Raw genomic sequence first — 19,636 nt, 5'->3', positions numbered from 1 at the left:
TAAAACCGTCACCAGCGGTTCGCTGGCAAACGCTTTGTGCAACCTGGTCACAGAACAGGGCACCGAGCCGGAAATGACTCCACCAGTGAAATGCGTATCGGGTTTTTAGGAGCGCTGTAATGCCTGAGATCTATCATTTTTTCCAACAGCTGGTTAATGGCCTGACCATTGGCAGCACCTATGCCTTGATAGCCATTGGCTACACAATGGTTTACGGCATCATTGGAATGATCAACTTCGCCCATGGCGAGGTGTACATGATTGGTTCCTACGTGGCCTTTATCGCCCTTGCCGGGTTGGCCATGATGGGTATCCACTCCCTGCCGCTGTTGATGACCGCCGCGTTCCTGGCGTCGATCGTCGTGACCAGTGCCTATGGCTACAGTATCGAGCGCGTTGCCTACCGCCCCTTGCGTGGCAGCAACCGTTTGATTCCACTGATTTCCGCCATCGGCATGTCGATTTTCCTGCAGAACACCGTATTGCTGTCCCAGGACTCGAAGGACAAGTCCATTCCCAACCTGATCCCGGGGAGCATCTCCTTCGGCCCAGGCGGCGCACAAGAAGTGCTGATTTCGTACATGCAGATTCTGGTCTTCGTCGTCACCCTGGTGGCGATGCTCGGTCTGACCCTGTTCATCTCCCGCTCCCGTCTGGGACGCGCCTGCCGGGCCTGCGCCGAAGACATCAAGATGGCCAACCTGTTGGGCATCAACACCAACAACATCATCGCCCTGACCTTCGTGATCGGTGCCGCACTGGCCGCCGTTGCGGCGGTGCTGCTGAGCATGCAGTACGGCGTGATCAACCCCAACGCCGGTTTCCTGGTAGGCCTCAAGGCCTTCACCGCGGCGGTATTGGGCGGCATCGGCAGTATCCCGGGCGCGATGCTCGGTGGCCTGGTGCTGGGTGTGGCCGAAGCCTTTGGCGCCGATATCTTCGGCGACCAATACAAGGACGTGGTGGCGTTCGGCTTGTTGGTTCTGGTGCTGTTGTTCCGTCCGACCGGCATTTTGGGCCGCCCGGAGGTTGAGAAAGTATGAGCAGATATCTTAAATCGGCGTTTTTCAGCGCGCTGTTGGTTTGGGCGGTTGCGTTCCCCGTACTCGGCCTCAAGCTGAGCATTGTCGGCATCAACCTGGAAGTGCATGGCACCGGTCCCGTGACCCTGACCATCATCGCCCTGTGCTCGGTGCTGATGTTCCTGCGCGTACTGTTCACCCAACAGGTCGGTGCCTTGTTCAAAGGCAACCGTGGTCCGTTGGTGTCGCCCAAGGTCAGCCAATTCCTGACCCTGCCGCGCACACAGCGGTACATCATCATTGCCCTGATCATCGTTGCGCTGATCTGGCCGTTCTTCGGCTCGCGCGGCGCGGTCGACATCGCCACCCTGATCCTGATCTACGTGTTGCTGGGCCTTGGTCTTAACATCGTGGTAGGCCTGGCCGGCTTGCTCGACCTGGGTTATGTGGGCTTCTACGCCGTGGGTGCCTACACCTACGCACTGCTTTCGCACTACCTGGGTTGGGGCTTCTGGATCTGCCTGCCCCTGGCGGGCATGGCGGCGGCCACGTTCGGCTTCCTGCTGGGCTTTCCGGTACTGCGCCTGCGCGGTGACTACCTGGCGATCGTAACCCTGGGCTTCGGTGAAATCATCCGTCTGTTCCTGCGTAACCTGACCGATATCACCGGCGGTCCCAACGGTATCAGCAGCATCCCCAAGCCGACCTTCTTCGGGCTGACGTTCGACCGCAGCGCCGCAGAAGGCATGCAGACCTTCCACGAATACTTCGGGATCGACTACAACCCGGTGAGCAAAGTAGTGTTCCTGTACCTGGTAGCGCTGCTGCTGGCACTGGCCGCCCTGTTCGTGATCAACCGCCTGCTGCGCATGCCCATCGGTCGCGCGTGGGAAGCGCTGCGCGAAGATGAAATCGCCTGCCGCGCACTGGGCCTGAACCCGACCATCATCAAACTCTCCGCCTTTACCCTGGGTGCTGCGTTCGCCGGTTTCGCCGGCAGCTTCTTCGCCGCTCGCCAAGGCCTGGTGACCCCGGAGTCGTTCACCTTTATCGAGTCGGCGATCATCCTCGCCATCGTGGTACTGGGCGGCATGGGCTCGCAACTGGGCGTGATCCTGGCGGCGATCGTGATGATCCTGCTGCCGGAGATGATGCGTGAGTTCAGCGAATACCGCATGTTGATGTTCGGCGCCATGATGGTGCTGATGATGATCTGGCGCCCTCAAGGCCTGCTGCCCATGCAACGTCCACACATGGAGCTGCGCAAATGAGCCGCGAGATCCTGAAAGTCGAAAATCTGAGCATGCGCTTCGGCGGCTTGCTGGCGGTCAACGGCGTGGCCCTCACCGTCAAAGAAAAACAAGTGGTCGCGTTGATCGGTCCGAACGGCGCCGGCAAGACCACGGTGTTCAACTGCCTCACCGGCTTCTATAAGCCGAGCGGCGGCAGCATCCTACTGGATGGCCAGCCAATCCAGGGTTTGGCCGGTCACGAGATCGCCCGCAAGGGCGTGGTGCGGACCTTCCAGAACGTGCGGTTGTTCAAGGACATGACGGCGGTCGAGAACCTTTTGATTGCCCAGCACCGTCACCTGAACACCAACTTCTTTGCAGGCCTGTTCAAGACCCCGGCGTTCCGCAAGAGCGAACGCGAGGCCATGGAATACGCCGCGTACTGGCTGGACAAGGTCAACCTCACCGAGTTTGCCAACCGTCCTGCCGGCACCCTGGCCTATGGTCAGCAACGTCGTCTGGAAATCGCCCGCTGCATGATGACCCGCCCGCGGATCCTTATGCTCGACGAACCGGCCGCCGGCCTGAACCCCAAGGAAACCGAAGACCTCAAGGCGCTGATCAGCGTGTTGCGTGAAGAAAACAACGCCACGGTGCTGTTGATCGAACACGACATGAAACTGGTCATGAGCATTTCCGATCACATCGTGGTGATCAACCAGGGCACGCCTTTGGCCGACGGGACGCCGGAGCAGATCCGCGACAATCCTGAAGTGATCAAAGCCTATTTGGGGGAAGCGTAAAATGCTGCAATTCGAAAACGTTTCCACTTTCTACGGCAAGATCCAGGCCCTGCACAGCGTCAACGTGGAAGTGCGCCAGGGTGAGATCGTCACGCTGATCGGCGCCAACGGCGCCGGCAAGTCGACCCTGCTGATGACCCTGTGCGGGTCACCTCAGGCCCACAGCGGCAGCATCCGCTACATGGGTGAAGAACTGGTGGGCCTGCAGTCATCGCAAATCATGCGCAAGAGCATTGCGGTGGTACCGGAAGGCCGCCGCGTGTTCTCGCGCCTGACCGTGGAAGAGAACCTGGCCATGGGTGGGTTCTTCACCGACAAGGGCGACTATCAGGAGCAGATGGACAAGGTGCTGCACCTGTTCCCGCGACTCAAGGAGCGCTTCAGCCAGCGCGGCGGCACCATGTCCGGCGGCGAACAGCAAATGCTCGCCATCGGCCGGGCGTTGATGAGCAAACCCAAGCTGTTGCTGCTGGACGAACCATCCCTCGGCCTGGCGCCGATCATCATCCAGCAGATCTTCGACATCATCGAACAACTGCGCAAGGACGGTGTGACGGTGTTCCTGGTGGAGCAGAACGCCAACCAGGCGCTGAAAATCGCTGACCGTGCCTATGTGCTGGAAAACGGTCGTGTGGTGATGCAGGGCACGGGCGAGCAATTGCTGACGGATCCGAAAGTACGCGAGGCCTACCTGGGCGGCTGAAACGCCCATGGTTGCTGGACACAAGGGGAGCCGGGAAACCGCCTCCCCTTTTTATTCAAAGTTTTTTCAGCTGGCTTGTAACGAATTCCCACCCACCCTCTCTAGTGGTACAAGCAGGCATTCAAACCTGCCCCCCCAACCCACTGCTGGAGATACACCATGACTACCAAACTGTCCGCCGCCACCCTCGTCCTGGCCCTCGGTTCCGCCCTGAGCCTGAGCGCCCTGACCAGCACCGCCCACGCTGCCGACGACATGCAAAAATGCTTCGGCGTGGCTGAAGCCGGCAAGAACGACTGCGCCGCTGGCGCCGGCACTTCCTGCGCCGGCACCTCGAAAACCAAGGATCAAGCCAACGCCTGGAAACTGGTCCCAGCCGGCACCTGTCTCAAAACCCCTAGCTCCACCTCGCCAACCGGTTTCGGCCAGGAAGCTGCCTTCACCGCCAAGTCCTGAAACCGCGCAAAACCTGAGTACTGATGATGACTCATTCATCCCTGCAAGCCATCTCCCAGGCTCAGGCGCCCGGCCTCCCACGCCGGGCCGGGCTGGGGCTCAAGCGTGAGCACTTCATTGAAGTGCTCGAGACCTCACCCGACATCGGTTTTTTTGAAGTGCACGCCGAGAACTACATGGTGGCCGGCGGCCCGTTTCATCATTACCTGGGGTTGATCCGCGAACAGTACCCGCTGTCATTGCACGGCGTCGGCCTGTCTATCGGCGGCGAAGGCCCGCTGGACCGTGAGCACCTGGCACGGTTGGCCACGCTGATCGAACGCTATCAACCCCACTCTTTTTCCGAACACCTGGCCTGGTCAAGCCACGGCCCTGTGTTCCTCAATGACCTGCTGCCCCTGGCCTACGACAGTGCGACCCTGCAACGGGTGTGCGAACACGTTGACCAGGTACAAAGCACCCTCAAACGCCCGATGCTGCTGGAAAATCCGTCTACCTACCTGCAATTCCAGCGTTCAACCCTGGACGAGACCGACTTCATCAGCGAAGTCATCCGCCGCACCGGCTGTGGTTTGCTGCTGGATGTAAACAACGTCTACGTGTCGTGCATCAACCATCAGCGTGACCCTCTTGCCTACATCGACGCGTTGCCATTGCACGCAGTGGGTGAGATGCATCTGGCCGGTTTTGCCGAAGACACTGACAGCCTCGGTGATCGTTTGCTGATTGATGATCATGGAGCCGCTATCGATCACGCCGTGTGGCAGCTGTACGAAAAGGTACTGGCGCAGGTGGGCCCGATGGCAACACTGATCGAGCGGGATAACCAGGTACCGGCGTTTGACGTACTGCTGGCCGAGGCTCGACAGGCCGAATGGCATCTGTCGCGGGTGGCCCCATGAGCCTGCATGACGATTTCGCCGAGGCATTATTGGCGCCGGACCAGGCCTGCCCCGATGGCTTGTTCAGCAGCAATGGCGCCGACCCCGCCAGCCGCTTTGTGGTGTATCGCAACAATGTGCACAGCTCGTTGATCAACGCACTGGCAACGGCTTACCCCGTGACATTGCAACTGGTGGGCGAGGAATTCTTTCGCGCCATGGCTGGCCTGTTCGTTCAGGCTTGCCCACCCGCCAGCCCGTTGATCAGCGAGTACGGGAGTGCGTTCGCGGCGTTTATCCAGGACTTCGAGCCTGCCGCCAGCGTGCCCTACCTGGCCGATGTCGCGCGGCTGGAACGCCTGCGCGTGCGTGCGTATCACGCAGCAGATACCCGATCTCTGGACCAGCAGACGGTTCTCCAAGCACTACAAGGCCAGTCAGACCTTGGAAAATTGCGCGTGCAGCTGCATCCCTCCCTTGTCACCTTGAATTCAGCCTACGCGGTGGTGGCCATCTGGGCCGCGCACCAGACCGAGGGCGGTTTGGCCACGTTGAATCCCTGGTACGCCCAGGGTGCGCTGATCATGCGTCAGGGCCTGGAGGTCCAGGTCTTTGCGATCGACCATGGCTCAGTCGCATTTATCGACGGCCTGGCCCATGGCACCCCCTTGGGAAAAGCCGTGGAGCTGGCGCTTGAAGCGTCAGCCGAGTTCGACTTGCACCAATGCCTGACGCTGCTGATCAGCCACAACGTCATCACTCATTTGCATCCAGCACAAAAGGTATCGCCATGAACACTCCTCCGTCCTGCCTGATCAAACGGGTCATCGCGCTTTTCGCACAAATCCCCTACAGCCTGATCGCCTTTCTCGCACGCTTTTCCGTGGCCGCCGTGTTCTGGAAGTCCGGGCAAACCAAAGTCGAAGGCTTCGCTATTGATTTGATCAGCGGCACCTTCCAAATCGGCGAACCAAAACTGGCCGCCTCGACGCTGCCGCTGTTTCGCAGCGAGTACCACGTGCCGTTGCTGTCGCCGGAAGTGGCGGCGCATATGGCCGCATTTGCCGAACACTTTTTCCCGGTGCTGATCCTGGTGGGGCTCGCTACGCGCTTCTCGGCTCTAGCCCTGATCGGCATGACCCTGGTGATTCAACTGTTCGTTTACCCGGACGCCTACCCGACCCATGGCACCTGGATTGCGCTGCTGTTGCTGCTCGTAGCAAAAGGGCCGGGGCGTCTGTCCATCGATCAACTGATCGCCCGTCGCTATGCTTAAAGCCGGTCCAACACCTCGCCGCTGCGCTTGAACCAATCCACCAGATAGTCGGCCAACACTTGGGTGCGACGCGGCAGGCCGCCCTGGTAGGGATGTACCAGGTACATCGGCATGCTGCGCGTCTGATAATCACGCAGGAGCCAGTGTAAGCGGCCGTCAGCCAATTCTGCGGGCAGAACATAGGACGGCAGGCGCGCAATACCGGCGCCCACCAACGCGGCTTTTTTCAACAGGTTGTAGTGATTAGACGCAAAAGTGCCACTGACTCGCACCCGCTGCAGTTCGTGCTGTTGGTGATACAGCCATTCTTCACGGCCGCTGTAGTGGCTGTTGAGCAGGCAAATGTGAGTGGCCAGGTCGGCCGGCGTTTGCGGCTCGCCATGTCTCTCAAGGTATGCCGGACTGGCGCAGGTCATCTCACGCCAGGCGAGCAGAGACTTGGCCACCAGGCGCTCGTTCTCGATCGTGCCTGAGCGCACCCCCAGGTCAAAACCATCCCGCGCCAGATCGCGGTAGTTGTTGTTGAGTTCCAACTCGATCTGCACCTGGGGGTACTGTTTAGAAAACTCCAGCAACAAACCGTCGAAGAACGTCTCGCCAAGGGACACCGGCACCGTCATACGCACAGGTCCAGCCAAGTCATCCTTGAGCCGAGCCAATGCCTGGCGGGCACGATCCACCTGCGCCACCAAGGCCTGAGCCTGGGGCAGCAACGCCGCACCGGCGGCGGTAAGGCTCAACTTGCGTGTGGTGCGGTGCAGCAACACCACCGAATACTGTGCCTCCAACTGGCTGATGCGCTTGGACAACTGCCCCTTGCTGCAGCCCAGTTGCTCCGCCGCCACGGTAAAACTGCCGGCTTCGATCAGCACGGCGAAGGCGGCCAAGTCATCCATTTCGCTCATGGATTGTTTCCAATTGAAAACCAAAAGTTGCCTATTAGTGCGTTTATCCACCAGAAAAGCCACTCTAGACTGAACCTTCACTTAAACCCCTGGAGGAACAGCACCATGAAAATCCTATTGATTGGCGCCAGCGGCACCGTCGGTTCGGCGGTCAAGGCGCAACTGGCTCAACGTCACGACGTGATCAGCATCGGCCGCAACAGCGGCGACTTTCAGGTGGATATCAGCGACAGCGCGTCGATCCGCAAGCTGTTCGAACAGACCGGCAAGTTCGACGCGCTGGTTTGTGCGGCGGGTAGCGTGAACTTCGTGGCGCTGGGCGACATGAGCGAAAGTGATTTCGAGCTGGGCCTGCGTGACAAACTGATGGGCCAGGTCAACCTGCTGCTGATCGGCCGTGAGTACGCCAACGATGGCGCCTCGTTCACCTTCACCAGTGGCATTCTGAACCGCGACCCGATCCGCACCGGTGCCTCTGCCTCGTTGGTCAACGGTGCCATCGACGCGTTTGTAAAAGCAGCGGCAATCGAATTGCCACGCGGCCTGCGGGTCAACTCCGTCAGCCCGACAGTCCTGCTCGAAGCCATGGACAGCTACGCGCCGTACTTCCGTGGCTACAAGCCCGCTCCAGCTGCTGACGTGGCATTGGCCTACGCCAAGAGCGTGGAAGGCTTGCAAACCGGCCAGACCTTTATCGTGGGCTGACCTGCACGTCTGTCAGAAACGCCTGAAACTGGCGGCCGGGGTTGTGATGCGCCGCCAGCCTGCGTAACGTGGCGGCACCTGTCTGGAGACCCGATAATGCGTGCCGCCCGTACCCTCGCTCTGTTTGCCCTGCTTCCCCTGTTCGCCGCCTGCCAGATGTTCGAGAGCGAGCCGGCCAAGCCGTCTCTCGCCGGGCTGACGCGTATGCAAGGCGAACTCACCGCGGTCGGCGGTAAACTGCTGTTCCAGCCGTGCAACAACAAACGCAACTACGTGGTCAACGACACAGGCGGCACCAGCATCCTGCAGGAAGCGGCCTCCCTGGCCGGCCAGCAAGGCGCGTTGTTTGCCGACCTGCGTGGCAAGTTCTCCGGCGTTGCCAGCGGCACCCAAGGCAGTGTCGACCTGCAACAACTCTATCGCGTCGAGCGCTCGACCTCGGCCTGCGATGACCCGGACTTCAAGCGCATGATCCTGCGCGCCAACGGCCACAAGCCGACCTGGGTGATGAATGTCACAGCGAAGGGCCTGGTGCTGGAGCGCGAAGGCCAGCCGCCACTGGCGGTGCCCTATGTGGAGGAGCAAATCGGTGACGGCCGCTTCAACCTGATGACCGAGGCCAATAATCAGCACGTGGAGTTGTGGGTGGCTCCGCAGCGTTGCGTTGACCCGGTCAGCGGCAGCCTGCAACACATGACCGCCGAATTGCGCGTCAACGGCCAGGTGCAGCGCGGTTGCGCGTCGTTCGGTGGCTCGCGCGACGACTGACGCGACCCCGCGCTGTTTTAACATGACGGGAAACCGCCATTGGGGCTTATAATCGCCGGTTTGCAAAACAGCCGGCCTCCGAGCCCGCCGCCTACCGGATCCTGTCATGTTACGAATCACCGAACTCAAGCTGCCCATCGACCATCCCGAAGAAGACCTGCGGCCTGCCATCGTGCAGCGCCTAGGCATCGCCAGTGATGACCTGCTCGATTTCACTCTGTTCAAACGCAGCTACGACGCCCGCAAGAAATCGTCGGAGCTGTGCTTCATCTACACCATCGACTTGAATGTGAAGGGCGAAGCCGCCCTGCTGCTCAAGTTTGCCGATGATCGCAACATCAACCCGGCGCCGGATGTCAGCTACAACGTTGTTGGCCAAGCGCCGGAAGGCTTGACAGAGCGTCCGATCGTGGTCGGCTTCGGCCCGTGCGGGATATTCGCAGGTCTGTTGCTGGCGCAGATGGGCTTCAAGCCGATTATCCTTGAACGCGGCAAAGAAGTGCGCCAGCGCACCAAGGATACCTGGGGTCTGTGGCGTAAAAGTGTGCTGAACCCAGAGTCCAACGTGCAGTTCGGCGAAGGCGGCGCCGGGACCTTTTCTGACGGCAAACTGTACAGCCAGATCAAGGACCCGAAATTCCACGGCCGTAAAGTCCTGCACGAATTCGTCAAGGCCGGTGCGCCGGAAGAAATCCTCTACGTCAGCAAGCCGCACATCGGTACGTTCCGCCTGACCGGCGTGGTAGAGAACATGCGCGAACAGATCATCGCCCTGGGCGGTGAAGTACGCTTCGAGCAGCGCGTGACCGACGTGCTCATCGAAGACGGCCAGTTGAACGGCGTGGTCGTCGATGGCGGCGAGCGGATCCTGTCCAAGCATGTGATCCTGGCCCTGGGCCACAGCGCCCGCGATACTTTCCGCATGCTCCACAGCCGTGGCGTGTACATGGAAGCCAAGCCGTTCTCGGTGGGTTTCCGTATCGAGCATCCGCAATCGCTGATCGACGCCGCACGCCTGGGCAAATACGCCGGGCATCCGAAACTCGGCGCCGCCGACTACAAGCTGGTGCACCACGCCAAGAACGGTCGCTCGGTCTACAGCTTCTGCATGTGCCCGGGCGGCACCGTGGTTGCCGCAACCTCCGAGCCGGGCCGTGTCGTCACCAACGGCATGAGCCAGTACTCGCGTAATGAGCGCAACGCCAACTCCGGCATCGTGGTCGGCATCACGCCTGAGGTGGACTACCCGGGCGGCCCGCTGGCGGGTATCGAGTTGCAGGAACGTCTGGAATCCCACGCTTATGTCCTCGGCGGCAGCAACTACGAGGCACCGGCGCAGTTGGTGGGTGATTTCATTGCCGGCAAACCCTCCACGGCGATCGGCAGTGTGGAACCGTCCTACAAACCTGGCGTATCCCTGGGTGACTTGGCGCTGGCCTTGCCGGAGTTTGCCATCGACGCGATTCGTGAAGCCCTGCCGGCGTTCGAAAAGCAAATCAAGGGTTACTCGCTGCACGACGCGGTGTTGACGGGTATCGAGACGCGCACCTCGTCGCCGCTGCGGATTACCCGTAACGACTCGATGCAGAGCCTGAACGTGAAAGGCCTGTTCCCGGCCGGCGAAGGCGCCGGTTATGCCGGAGGGATTCTGTCGGCGGGCGTGGATGGGATTCGGATTGCCGAGGCGTTGGCGCGGGATATGTTGGCCAGCCTGGGCTGAAGCTTCGAGTTGCAAGCTTCGAGTTGCAAGCCTCAAGCTGCAAGCTAAAAGCGGATAGGTCACCTGCTTTTTCTTGTAGCTTGGAGCTTACAACTTGCCGCTGCGTCTTAGATATTGGCGCGCAGGATGCTGTCCGGCAACGGCTCGCCCCGCTCGACACTGGCCGCAACGGCCTCAATCAGCCCGTCCAGCGCATACCCCTGCCCTGCCAGCCAGGCCTGGTCGTAGTAGGTGGTGGCATAGCGTTCACCGCCATCACACAAGATCGCCACGATCGAGCCCGATTCCCCCGCCGCTTTCATTTGCTGCGCCGCCACCAAAGCGCCAACCAGGTTGGTCCCGCTCGAGCCACCCACACGCCGGCCCAGCCGCTCAGCCAGGTAGTGCATGGCCGCCAGCGACAGCGCATCCGGCACCTTGACCATCGCATCGATCACCTTGGGCAGAAACGACGCCTCGACCCGTGGCCGGCCAATGCCTTCGATGCGTGAGCCGCAGTCCAGGCGCAAGCTGGCGTCGCCACTCTGATAGAAATCAAAGAACACTGAACGCTCGGCATCGGCACACAATACGCGGGTGCAATGCTGGCGATAACGCACATAACGACCAAGCGTCGCAGTAGTGCCGCCGGTGCCGGGGCTGGAGATCAACCAGCTCGGTTCCGGATGTCGCTCAAACCGCATCTGCTGGAAGATCGACTCGGCAATGTTGTTGTTCGCCCGCCAGTCAGTGGCGCGCTCGGCGTAGGTGAACTGATCCATGAAGTGACCGCCGCTTTCCCGTGCCAGGCGTTCGGATTCGGCGTAGATCTGCGTGGGGTCTTGCACCAGATGGCTCTTGCCACCGTAGAACGCAATCTGCGCGATTTTTTCCTGAGAAGTAGTGGCCGGCATCACCGCAATGAACGGCAAGCCAAGCAGGCGCGCGAAGTAGGCTTCGGAGATCGCCGTCGAGCCACTGGAGGCCTCGATCACCGGCGCGCCCGGCTTGAGCCAGCCATTGCACAACGCATACAGGAACAACGAGCGGGCCAGTCGGTGCTTGAGGCTGCCCGTGGGGTGGCTGGACTCGTCCTTGAAGTACAACGCGATACCCGGCAAGCCCGGCAACGGCAGGGGGATCAGGTGTGTGTCAGCGCTGCGCTGGAAGTCTGCTTCAATAATGCGAATGGCTTCGCGGGCCCAGGGACGATGGTCGCTCATGGTGAGTTTCTCAAAAGGTTTCGAACCCAATTTTAAGGAGTTTCCTACAGGCCACACAGATACAGTACCGACTCAATCGGACACACAATTGCTAGGCTTCGCCGCAACCTCACCCCAAGCAGCCCTTTATAACAAATAAGAATATAACTTTTGTTTTAACAACTAACGGTACGGGTTAGGGTACCCACCTATTGAACCTGGATTGGAGAGCATCCCTTGCCTCTGCGTAGCACTTTCACCCGTTTCTTCCAGCTGGAAGCCGCCAGCGGCCTGTTGCTGATCGCAGCTGCCGCCCTGGCGCTGATCATCAACAATTCACCTTTGTCGCACCTGTACGCTGCATTTCTCGACGTACCGGTGGTGGCGCAGATCGGCGCGTTGAAAATCGCCAAGCCGGCCTTGTTGTGGATCAACGATGGCCTGATGGCCCTCTTCTTCCTGCTGATCGGCCTGGAGGTCAAGCGTGAATTGCTCGACGGCCACCTTTCGAAGCCCTCGCAAGTGGTTCTGCCAGGCGCAGCCGCTATCGGCGGCATGGTCGTGCCGGCGCTGATCTACTGGGCGATCAACAAGGACTACCCGGCCGCACTCTCCGGCTGGGCGATCCCCATGGCCACCGACATCGCCTTCGCCCTGGGTGTGCTGGCCTTGTTGGGCAAGCGCGTGCCAGTGTCGCTGAAGCTGTTCCTGATGACCCTGGCGATCATTGACGACCTGGGCGCAATCATCGTGATTGCCGTGTTCTATTCCGCCGACCTGTCCGGTGCTGCTCTTGCTGGCGCTGGTGCCTGCTTGATTGCGTTGATTGCGATGAACCGCCTGGGCGTGATCAAACTCGGGCCGTACCTGATCGTTGGGTTGATCCTATGGGTGTGCGTGCTCAAGAGTGGCGTGCACGCGACGCTTGCCGGTGTGACATTGGCATTTTGCATCCCTATGCGCACCAAGAACGCCGAGCCCTCGCCGCTGCTAACGCTGGAACACGCCCTGCACCCATGGGTGGCCTACGGCATCCTGCCGCTGTTTGCCTTCGCCAACGCCGGCGTATCCCTGACTGGCGTCAGCCTTGAAAGCTTCACCCACCATGTGCCCATGGGCATCGCTGCCGGCTTGTTGATCGGCAAGACCGTGGGTGTGTTTGGCCTCACCTGGCTGGCCATCAAGACCGGCCTTGCCGCCCTGCCCGGCGGCGCAAACTGGGGCCAGGTGTTTGGTGTGGCGATCCTCTGTGGCATCGGCTTTACCATGAGCCTGTTTGTCGGTTCGCTGGCGTTTGTGCCGGGTGCCAGTGAGTTTGCGGGTGAGGACCGGATGGGGATTTTGACGGGATCGATTCTGGCGGCCTGTATTGGTTATGCGGTGACGGCGATGGCGAGTCGTAAGAAGGCCTGACTCGCCACAATCACTGTGGGGCGGGAGCAAGCTCCCTCGCCACAGGCCGTGCAAACTTCGACATACTCGGCCCCATTTCGTTGGGCCTACCTCCAGCACACTTACCGAAACACGTGGCCTTTGGATGCAGGTCAATGCATCTTTGAGTCGCATCCCCAGCCGATAGTTGGGTATGCAATAAAAAACCGCCCTACTAAGGCGGTTTTTTATTGCCTGCGTTTTTTGCATCGCCACCCAAAAAACGCCCGCCCATAAAACGAAAAACCCCAACCAGTCACCCGGTTGAGGTTTGTGTTTCTAAAACCCGTGCTTAGCGAGTAACGCGGCTGGTGCCATCAACGGTCATGATGCGCACACGGTCACCAATGCGGAAAATTTCATTTTCCTGCACGGCCTGCACGTAGGCACGCATGCTGCCGTCGTCTTCGCGGACGGTGATTTCCACACCTTGGGTGCGGGTCAGGCCTTCTTCGGTAGCCGAACCCAGCAGGCCGCCAGCGACGGCACCGATCACGGCGGTCACGATGCTGCCACGGCCGCCGCCGATGGCGCTGCCGCCAACGCCGCCGATGACTGCGCCAGCCGCGCCGCCAATTGGGGTTTTGGTGCCTTCGATTTTCACCGGGCGCAGGGATTCGATGGTCCCCATGCGCACGGTCTGCACACGACGCGCTTCGTCACGGGAATACGAGTCGCCGGTCAGACTCGAGGCGCAGCCGCCCAGCAGCAACGACAGGGTGGTAAAGCAGGCAACCAGTAAAACGGACTTACGCATAGCATCAACTCCAAAGGACAGGTGGTCATTAAACGCTGCAGCTTGCCGCCTGTCACGGCAAGCACCGCAGAAAATTGCTTTCATTCAGCCTTAGTACAGACTGCCCACACCAGAAAACTCGACGAACGGTAGTTCAACCTTCAAGGAGTACTTTGATTGTAGTCGCAATGGTCCCCGAGAACTCGGCGCGGCAGTAAACGTGCGAAGTCTCTGGAATAGAGACTTCACAATGACGGGCTGCATTCAAGGGAAGTGACGAAAGGTGTAGCTCAGGGCGCCAGGCGTTCGCGGGTCCACTCGGCCCCTTGCAGACGGTAGTTCAGACGATCGTGCAGGCGGCTGGCACGACCTTGCCAGAACTCGATGCGCTCGGGCAGCAAACGATAGCCACCCCAGTGTTCCGGACAGTCGGGTTGGGTATCGCTGAAACGCTGCTCGGTGGCCTTGAGTAGCTCCTGCAGTTCCTCGCGATCACGAATGACCTGGCTCTGCGGAGACGCCCAGGCGCCCAGACGACTGCCCAATGGGCGGACCTGATAATAAGCGTCCGACTCCTCAGGCGAGACTTTCACCACTCGCCCTTCGATGCGCACCTGGCGCTCCAGGGTCGGCCAGAAAAACGTCATGGCCGCAAACGGCCGCGCTGCGAGCTGTTGGCCCTTGGCACTCTGATAATTGGTGAAGAAGGTAAAGCCCTGCGCATCCAGGCCCTTGAGCAACAGGATGCGACAGTGAGGGCGACCCTCCTGGTCGACCGTAGCCAGGGTCATGGCATTGGCTTCCACTGGTGGCTGCTCGGTTTTCACCGCATCCGCAAACCACTGGTGGAACAAGGCAAACGGCTCGCTCGGGGCCTGGGCCTCGCTCAAACCCTCCCGTGTGTAATCACGGCGCATATCGGCCAGTGCCTGGGTCATGCGGCTTTATCCTTCTGGTTCAGCAGATCAGTTTTTCGCCTGGTCGTTTGCCGGTGCAGCGGCCTTCGCCTTGGCTGGTGCCGGCTTCTTCGCAGCAGGCTTGGCCGGGGCTTTTTTAGCGGCTGGCTTGGCGGCAGCTTTTTTCGCGGCGGGCGCTTTCTTGGCCGCAGCTTTGGCGGCCGGGGCCGGAGCGGGAACGTTCTGTACCGCAACCATCTCAGCCACAGGCGGGGTTTTGCCCGACTGGTACTTGCTCAAAAGCGCCAGCATGGTGGTGCGCTGGGTGAACATGATCTCCATGCGACGGTTCAGGGCACGGCCCTGGTTGCTGTCGTTGGCGGCACGTGGCATCAGGTCGCCCATACCACGCAGCATCAGGCGGTCTTGCTTCAGGCCACTGAGGCTGAAGATCGAAGCAATGGATTGCGCACGTTCCTTGGTCAGCGCCTGGCTGGCTGGGGCGGTGCCAGTTGCGTCGACGTGACCCAGTACCAGTACGGCGGTCTTCGGATCGGCTTCAACGGCCTTGGCGACGCGGGTGAACGGGCCCAGAGTGACCGGCAGCAGCATGGCCGGACGTTTCGGGTTGTATGAACCGTCAACCGGCGCAATCACGACGAGCACGTTGTCGCGACGCTCCAGTTGCAGGTTGCTGTCCTTGATGGCCGCACGCAGGCGTGGCTCATAGTCGTCCAACCAGGCCTGGGTGATCTTCGGGTCAGGCATCGGCACGTTGGTCACGTCGACCTTGGCCAGTGGCTTGGGCTTGCTCTCGAACGGCCACCACCAGTGGGTTTCGGTGTCGGTCTTGGCGACTGTCGGGGCAGGCTCCGCCGCCTTCAGGTCCGCTTTCAGGTCGGCCTTGGCATCTGCGGCCTTTTCGTCAGCGCTCTTGGAAGAAAACGGCCACCAGCTGGAACCGGTGTCAGCCTTGGCGGCTGGGGCTGGGGCTGGGGCTGGTGCGGCAGCAGCGGCTTCCAGAGCGGCAGGCTTGGCGCCGGCAGCGGGCTTGGCGTCCGGTTTAGCCTCCGGCTTGGCATCGGTTTGGGTCACAGCATCCTTGGTCGCGGCCTTGTCAGAACCAAATGACCACCAATGCCCGCCCTCGGCATCATTTTGTGGAGTTTGTGCGCAACCGGTAATAGTGAGACATAGCGCCAGTGCCAAGGACTTGTTCGATAACATGAGATATCCACAAAATGAGAAAAAATCAGGGATCTGAATGATCCGTTAAACAGATGCTTGCAGAGCAAAGTTAAAACTTTTCCTACAACATCTTCTTATAATTGCCTTTGTAACAAAAAAATGTGAAACAGCAAGGGGTTTACAGACAACCGGCCAATATTCTGACCAACTTCTGTGCCCGCGGGTCCATAAGTACGTAAGGGCCCAATGTATTGGTCACAAAACCAAATGCTACATCATGCTCAGGATCGGCAAATCCCACCGAGCCACCTGCACCGGGATGCCCGAACGCACGTGGGCCCAGGCCGAAGGTGGCATTGGGCAACTGCGGTTGATCCAGCATGCAACCCAGGCCAAAACGGGTTTGTGTCAATAACGTTTTATCCGGCCCGATACTGTGTTCGCGGGTCAATTGTTCGAGCATGTCGGCTTCCAGCAAACTACCGTCCAACAATCCGCTATAAAAACCCGCCAGGCTGCGCGCATTACCGTGACCATTTGCCGCCGGCTGCTGCATGCGGCGCCATTCAGGTTTATTAGTGCTGGTCAGAATCGACGGTGGATTGGCAAATGCACGTGTCGTCATGGCCGTGGGTTCACGCATCATTACTTGAAGTAACCGTTGTGCGGCTTCATCACCCATATTGCCTTTGCTACGCGCTATATGTGCGACGCGATAAAATTCTTCATCCGCCAGGCCTACATGAAAGTCCAGCTCCAGTGGCCGTGCAACCCGCGCCACGATTGACTCTCCGGGTCCGCGCCCATCGGCGCGACGCAGCAACTCGCCCACCAACCAACCGTAGGTAATCGCCTCGTAGCCATGGCCTTGGCCGGGCGTCCACCACGGGGCTTCGGCGGCCAAAGTGTCGACCATCAGTTGCCAGTCGTACAGCGCCTCGGTCGGCAGCATTTCGCGGATCGCAGGCAGACCGGCCTGGTGGCAGAGCAACTGACGCAGGGTAATATTTTCTTTCCCCGCCGCCGCAAATTCCGGCCAGTAATTGGCAACGGGGGCGTCCAGTTGCAACTTGCCTTCAGCCACCAATTGCAGGGCCGTCACGGCAGTGAAGGTCTTGGTGCAGGAGAACAGGTTAACGATGGTATCGCTGTGCCAGGCTTCGGTGCCGTCCTTGTCGGCGGTGCCGGCCCACAGGTCGACGACGGTTTCGCCAGCGATCTGGATGCAGAGCCCGGCACCACGCTCCTGCGGGTCATCAAACAACGCGGCAAACGCTTCACGTACCGCTTCGAACTGGAGTTCGTAATGACCCTGAATCTGCACCTGAGCACCCTCGGACAACACAGCAAAAAGTGGCCGACATTGTTCCAGCCCTTGTGGGTTTTGTGAACCCGTCAGCACTCAATCAATGACCATTCCCAGAGTGCCCGCCCGCATGTCCGACGCCCTGCCCCGGGCCTTTGCCTTCGTGCCCGGCCCGGCCACCCTCGCTTTCACGGACGGCGCCCGCCGCCTTGGCCTTTTGCGCTTCCTTGCCCAGTTGATCGAGTGCCGCCAGGTTGCTTTTGCGTACGCTCTCGACAAAACCCTGGAACGGTACGTCGGTGATGCCCACCAAGCCGAAGTGGCCGTTCTCACCGTCCAGCAAACGCCCGGTTACCGGCTGGTCCAGGTACTGGAACCAATGCACGCCGACAATCGACGGTTCGGCCATGGCCTGCTTCAGGAAGTTGCCATAGGCCGCGCCGCGATCTTCCTCCCGGGCCAACTGCGTCACGCCCCCCCAGAACGGACCACGATCGGCCGAGCCAAAGTTGAATTCGGTGATCAACACAGGCTTGTCCAACGCACGCAGGGCGGCAAAGTCATAACCGTCCTGCGGCTTGAGGGTGTACATGTTGAAGCTCAGCACATCGCAATATTGGGCGCAGGACGCCACGGCTTCCGGCGTGCTTACCGCAAAACGACCGCCCAGCAGCAATTGATTGGGCGCATGCCATTTCAACGAGTCGGAAATGGTCTTGAAGTAAGCATCGGCGAAGGTCTTCTGGAAATACTTGAAGTCCGCTTCGATTTCCGGGTGCTCGGGGTTGGGCATCGGCGGTTCGAACCCTGGGTCTTCCATCAACTCCCAGCCCTTCAATTCAATGCCCCAGGCTTTCGACAGGCCCTCTTCATTACGATATTTGTCGCGCAGTTGCTTGAGAAATGCGCGTTTGGCCGGCACATCGGTAGTCATGCGCAACGTGCCGTAAGCCAAGGCGTAGCGGGATTTAGGATCATCACCAGGGCCGGCCCAGGCCAACTCGTTGTCGGCAAAGAAACCGACCAGCCACGGGTCGTCACGGTGATCGCGGGCGGCAATCGCCACGGCGCGCTCGGTGGCCATGGCGAAGCGCGGATCAAAGGGGTCGGGCATGCCGCCCCACCAGTCAGAGCCGGTGCTGATGCTGGTGTAGTCGCCGACGATGGACAACGGCAAGGTGTAGGGCACGCGATCAGCCGTGGCCAAATCCTCGTCACTCCAGTTGCCGACGGTATTGAACCCCCAGGCTTGCAGGCGATCGAGGGTGTGGGTCACCCAGCGTTTCTGGTCAAAACCGTCACCGCCATAGGTGCGTTGCAAGTTGGCGCCGTAAAAGTCATACCAACGCCCGGCGCCAAAACTGCGCCCTTCACCTGCGCCGTTGCCGGTGCGGTTGTCGCCGCTGCCGTAGTACTTGTCGAAGGGTTCACCGCCTTTAGGCAATGCTCCAAACATCCATTCACGGCCGGCCACGTAGGTCTGACTGTTATCCGGGGCGACGGTATTGACGCCCAGGGAGTAAAACGGATGCCCTTGCGGCGTCACCAAATACCAGCGCCCGTCGCGCTTTTCGGTGCGGAAAAACCCGCTGGCGTCGAACGTAGGGCCTTTGCTCCAGCCACCGTATTGATCCAGGGCGGACTTGTCGCGGGTGGCCAGCCAACCCTGAAGTTGCTGTTGTTCCTTGGCTGCAGCAGCTTTGAGTTGCTCGTCACTGCTGACTTTTTCCGGCCAGCGCGCACGGGTGGATTGACCATAGGCATCCACCAACTCGCTGTAGGCTGCCTTCAACACAGGCGCGTTGTCTTGTACGCCGAAGCGCTCGAGCAGGATGCTTTGGGCGGCGTTGGGTTTGATCATCGACAAGGTCACCGAGACCACTTGGCTGCGGTCGATCTCGCCCGCACTGCTGGCGAGCAATACGCGTTGCCCGTCCACGGTGATCGGCATCGGCGGGCCGGCTTTCATGCCTTGGCTCAGTGGAGAATTGGCTTGCAACGGAATTAACAAGGTCTGCGCCGGGCCGGCCGGCAGGTCGATACGACTGACCAGCGTGCGGCCATCGCTGCTCTGCACCTTGACATAGAGCGTCAGCGCCCAGTCCATTGCACTCTGGATGCGCAGGCTCATGGCGCCCGACTGCGACCAGTCCCAGGCACCGGTTTGCGGGCTGAGCACCAGGCTAGGTTCAGCGGCTGGGTTGAAGGTAATGCGGCGCAGCACCTCGCCCTCAGGCGTTTGTTCGGCATTGTATTGCGGCAGGCTGGCGTCCCGGGTCGCCACCTTGACCACATCGGCAGGCCGGACGAAGTTAAACAAGGTCTGTTGCCCCGCAGGCGCGGCCAACAAGGGCGCGGTGAACAGCAGGGCAAAAAGAGCGGGCAGCGTGCGAATCATACGAGCAAGGTTCTCCCAGACGGCCGATT

General features: G+C 60.3%; 19 protein-coding genes. 12 read left to right on the top strand and 7 right to left on the bottom strand.

Features of this window, described 5'->3' with window-relative positions; all coding sequences use genetic code 11:
• Nucleotides 1–119: 119 nt before the first annotated feature.
• The 8 genes from livH (at nt 120) to LVW35_RS06480 (ending at nt 6,373) form a co-directional block, all read left to right on the top strand.
• The gene (gene livH / locus LVW35_RS06515; protein WP_028619257.1) at nt 120–1,043 is read left to right on the top strand and encodes a high-affinity branched-chain amino acid ABC transporter permease LivH; all 924 of its coding nucleotides are present in this window, start codon (nt 120–122) and stop codon (nt 1,041–1,043) included.
• Nucleotides 1,040–2,293 (top strand): high-affinity branched-chain amino acid ABC transporter permease LivM, encoded by a 1,254-nt coding sequence (locus tag LVW35_RS06510; protein ID WP_233894322.1) that lies wholly within the window; start codon nt 1,040–1,042, stop codon nt 2,291–2,293. The genes livH and LVW35_RS06510 overlap by 4 nt, the downstream gene beginning before the upstream one ends.
• A complete protein-coding gene (livG, locus tag LVW35_RS06505) occupies nt 2,290–3,057 on the top strand; it encodes a high-affinity branched-chain amino acid ABC transporter ATP-binding protein LivG (RefSeq protein ID WP_005785832.1) in 768 nt (255 codons plus the stop codon). The genes LVW35_RS06510 and livG overlap by 4 nt, the downstream gene beginning before the upstream one ends.
• Nucleotide 3,058: 1 nt before the next feature.
• Nucleotides 3,059–3,760, top strand: coding sequence for an ABC transporter ATP-binding protein (locus LVW35_RS06500; RefSeq protein WP_095184030.1), 702 nt, complete (start codon nt 3,059–3,061; stop codon nt 3,758–3,760).
• Nucleotides 3,761–3,919: 159 nt separating this feature from the next.
• The gene (locus LVW35_RS06495) at nt 3,920–4,216 is read left to right on the top strand and encodes a BufA1 family periplasmic bufferin-type metallophore (protein ID WP_233894321.1); all 297 of its coding nucleotides are present in this window, start codon (nt 3,920–3,922) and stop codon (nt 4,214–4,216) included.
• Nucleotides 4,217–4,239: 23 nt separating this feature from the next.
• On the top strand, nt 4,240–5,118 hold the full coding sequence (gene bufB / locus LVW35_RS06490; RefSeq protein WP_233894320.1) for an MNIO family bufferin maturase: 879 nt from the start codon (nt 4,240–4,242) through the stop codon (nt 5,116–5,118).
• Nucleotides 5,115–5,891, top strand: coding sequence for an HvfC/BufC N-terminal domain-containing protein (locus tag LVW35_RS06485; protein ID WP_233894319.1), 777 nt, complete (start codon nt 5,115–5,117; stop codon nt 5,889–5,891). The genes bufB and LVW35_RS06485 overlap by 4 nt, the downstream gene beginning before the upstream one ends.
• On the top strand, nt 5,888–6,373 hold the full coding sequence (locus LVW35_RS06480) for a DoxX family protein (protein ID WP_233894318.1): 486 nt from the start codon (nt 5,888–5,890) through the stop codon (nt 6,371–6,373). The genes LVW35_RS06485 and LVW35_RS06480 overlap by 4 nt, the downstream gene beginning before the upstream one ends.
• Here the strand turns inward: LVW35_RS06480 and LVW35_RS06475 are convergent.
• Complete coding sequence (locus LVW35_RS06475) at nt 6,370–7,278, bottom strand: LysR family transcriptional regulator (RefSeq protein WP_233894316.1); 909 nt, start codon at nt 7,276–7,278, stop codon at nt 6,370–6,372. The genes LVW35_RS06480 and LVW35_RS06475 overlap by 4 nt on opposite strands.
• A 105-nt stretch (nt 7,279–7,383) precedes the next feature.
• Here LVW35_RS06475 and LVW35_RS06470 point away from each other — a divergent pair, with 105 nt between their 5' ends.
• The 3 genes from LVW35_RS06470 (at nt 7,384) to LVW35_RS06460 (ending at nt 10,471) form a co-directional block, all read left to right on the top strand.
• Nucleotides 7,384–7,983: a short chain dehydrogenase gene (locus LVW35_RS06470; protein WP_233894315.1), complete on the top strand. Its 600-nt coding sequence runs from the start codon at nt 7,384–7,386 to the stop codon at nt 7,981–7,983.
• A gap of 96 nt (nt 7,984–8,079) precedes the next feature.
• Entirely contained in the window at nt 8,080–8,751 is a 672-nt protein-coding gene (locus LVW35_RS06465; protein WP_233894314.1) for a COG3650 family protein, read from the top strand.
• Nucleotides 8,752–8,857: 106 nt separating this feature from the next.
• Nucleotides 8,858–10,471, top strand: a complete 1,614-nt coding sequence (locus LVW35_RS06460; RefSeq protein ID WP_233894313.1) for an NAD(P)/FAD-dependent oxidoreductase — start codon at nt 8,858–8,860, stop codon at nt 10,469–10,471.
• Between the two features lie 107 nt (nt 10,472–10,578).
• Here LVW35_RS06460 and LVW35_RS06455 read toward each other — a convergent pair whose 3' ends face one another.
• The gene (locus tag LVW35_RS06455) at nt 10,579–11,673 is read right to left on the bottom strand and encodes a PLP-dependent cysteine synthase family protein (protein WP_233894312.1); all 1,095 of its coding nucleotides are present in this window, start codon (nt 11,671–11,673) and stop codon (nt 10,579–10,581) included.
• Between the two features lie 216 nt (nt 11,674–11,889).
• Between LVW35_RS06455 and nhaA the strand changes: the two genes are divergently transcribed.
• A complete protein-coding gene (gene nhaA, locus LVW35_RS06450; protein WP_233894311.1) occupies nt 11,890–13,065 on the top strand; it encodes a Na+/H+ antiporter NhaA in 1,176 nt (391 codons plus the stop codon).
• Between the two features lie 310 nt (nt 13,066–13,375).
• Here the strand turns inward: nhaA and LVW35_RS06445 are convergent, their stop codons facing one another.
• The 5 genes from LVW35_RS06445 to LVW35_RS06425 form a co-directional block, all read right to left on the bottom strand.
• Nucleotides 13,376–13,840 (bottom strand): glycine zipper 2TM domain-containing protein, encoded by a 465-nt coding sequence (locus LVW35_RS06445; protein WP_003189251.1) that lies wholly within the window; start codon nt 13,838–13,840, stop codon nt 13,376–13,378.
• Between the two features lie 269 nt (nt 13,841–14,109).
• The gene (pdxH, locus tag LVW35_RS06440) at nt 14,110–14,757 is read right to left on the bottom strand and encodes a pyridoxamine 5'-phosphate oxidase (protein ID WP_233894310.1); all 648 of its coding nucleotides are present in this window, start codon (nt 14,755–14,757) and stop codon (nt 14,110–14,112) included.
• Nucleotides 14,758–14,784: 27 nt separating this feature from the next.
• Nucleotides 14,785–15,942 (bottom strand): OmpA family protein, encoded by a 1,158-nt coding sequence (locus LVW35_RS06435; protein WP_233894309.1) that lies wholly within the window; start codon nt 15,940–15,942, stop codon nt 14,785–14,787.
• 139 nt (nt 15,943–16,081) lie between these two features.
• Nucleotides 16,082–17,227, bottom strand: a complete 1,146-nt coding sequence (locus LVW35_RS06430) for a serine hydrolase domain-containing protein (RefSeq protein ID WP_233894308.1) — start codon at nt 17,225–17,227, stop codon at nt 16,082–16,084.
• A gap of 82 nt (nt 17,228–17,309) precedes the next feature.
• Nucleotides 17,310–19,607: a beta-galactosidase gene (locus tag LVW35_RS06425; protein ID WP_233894306.1), complete on the bottom strand. Its 2,298-nt coding sequence runs from the start codon at nt 19,605–19,607 to the stop codon at nt 17,310–17,312.
• Nucleotides 19,608–19,636: the final 29 nt, after the last annotated feature.

This window comes from Pseudomonas sp. HN11, from assembly GCF_021390155.1.
Classification (GTDB): Bacteria; Pseudomonadota; Gammaproteobacteria; order Pseudomonadales; family Pseudomonadaceae; genus Aquipseudomonas.
This window is presented reverse-complemented; position numbering and strand designations above follow the sequence as displayed.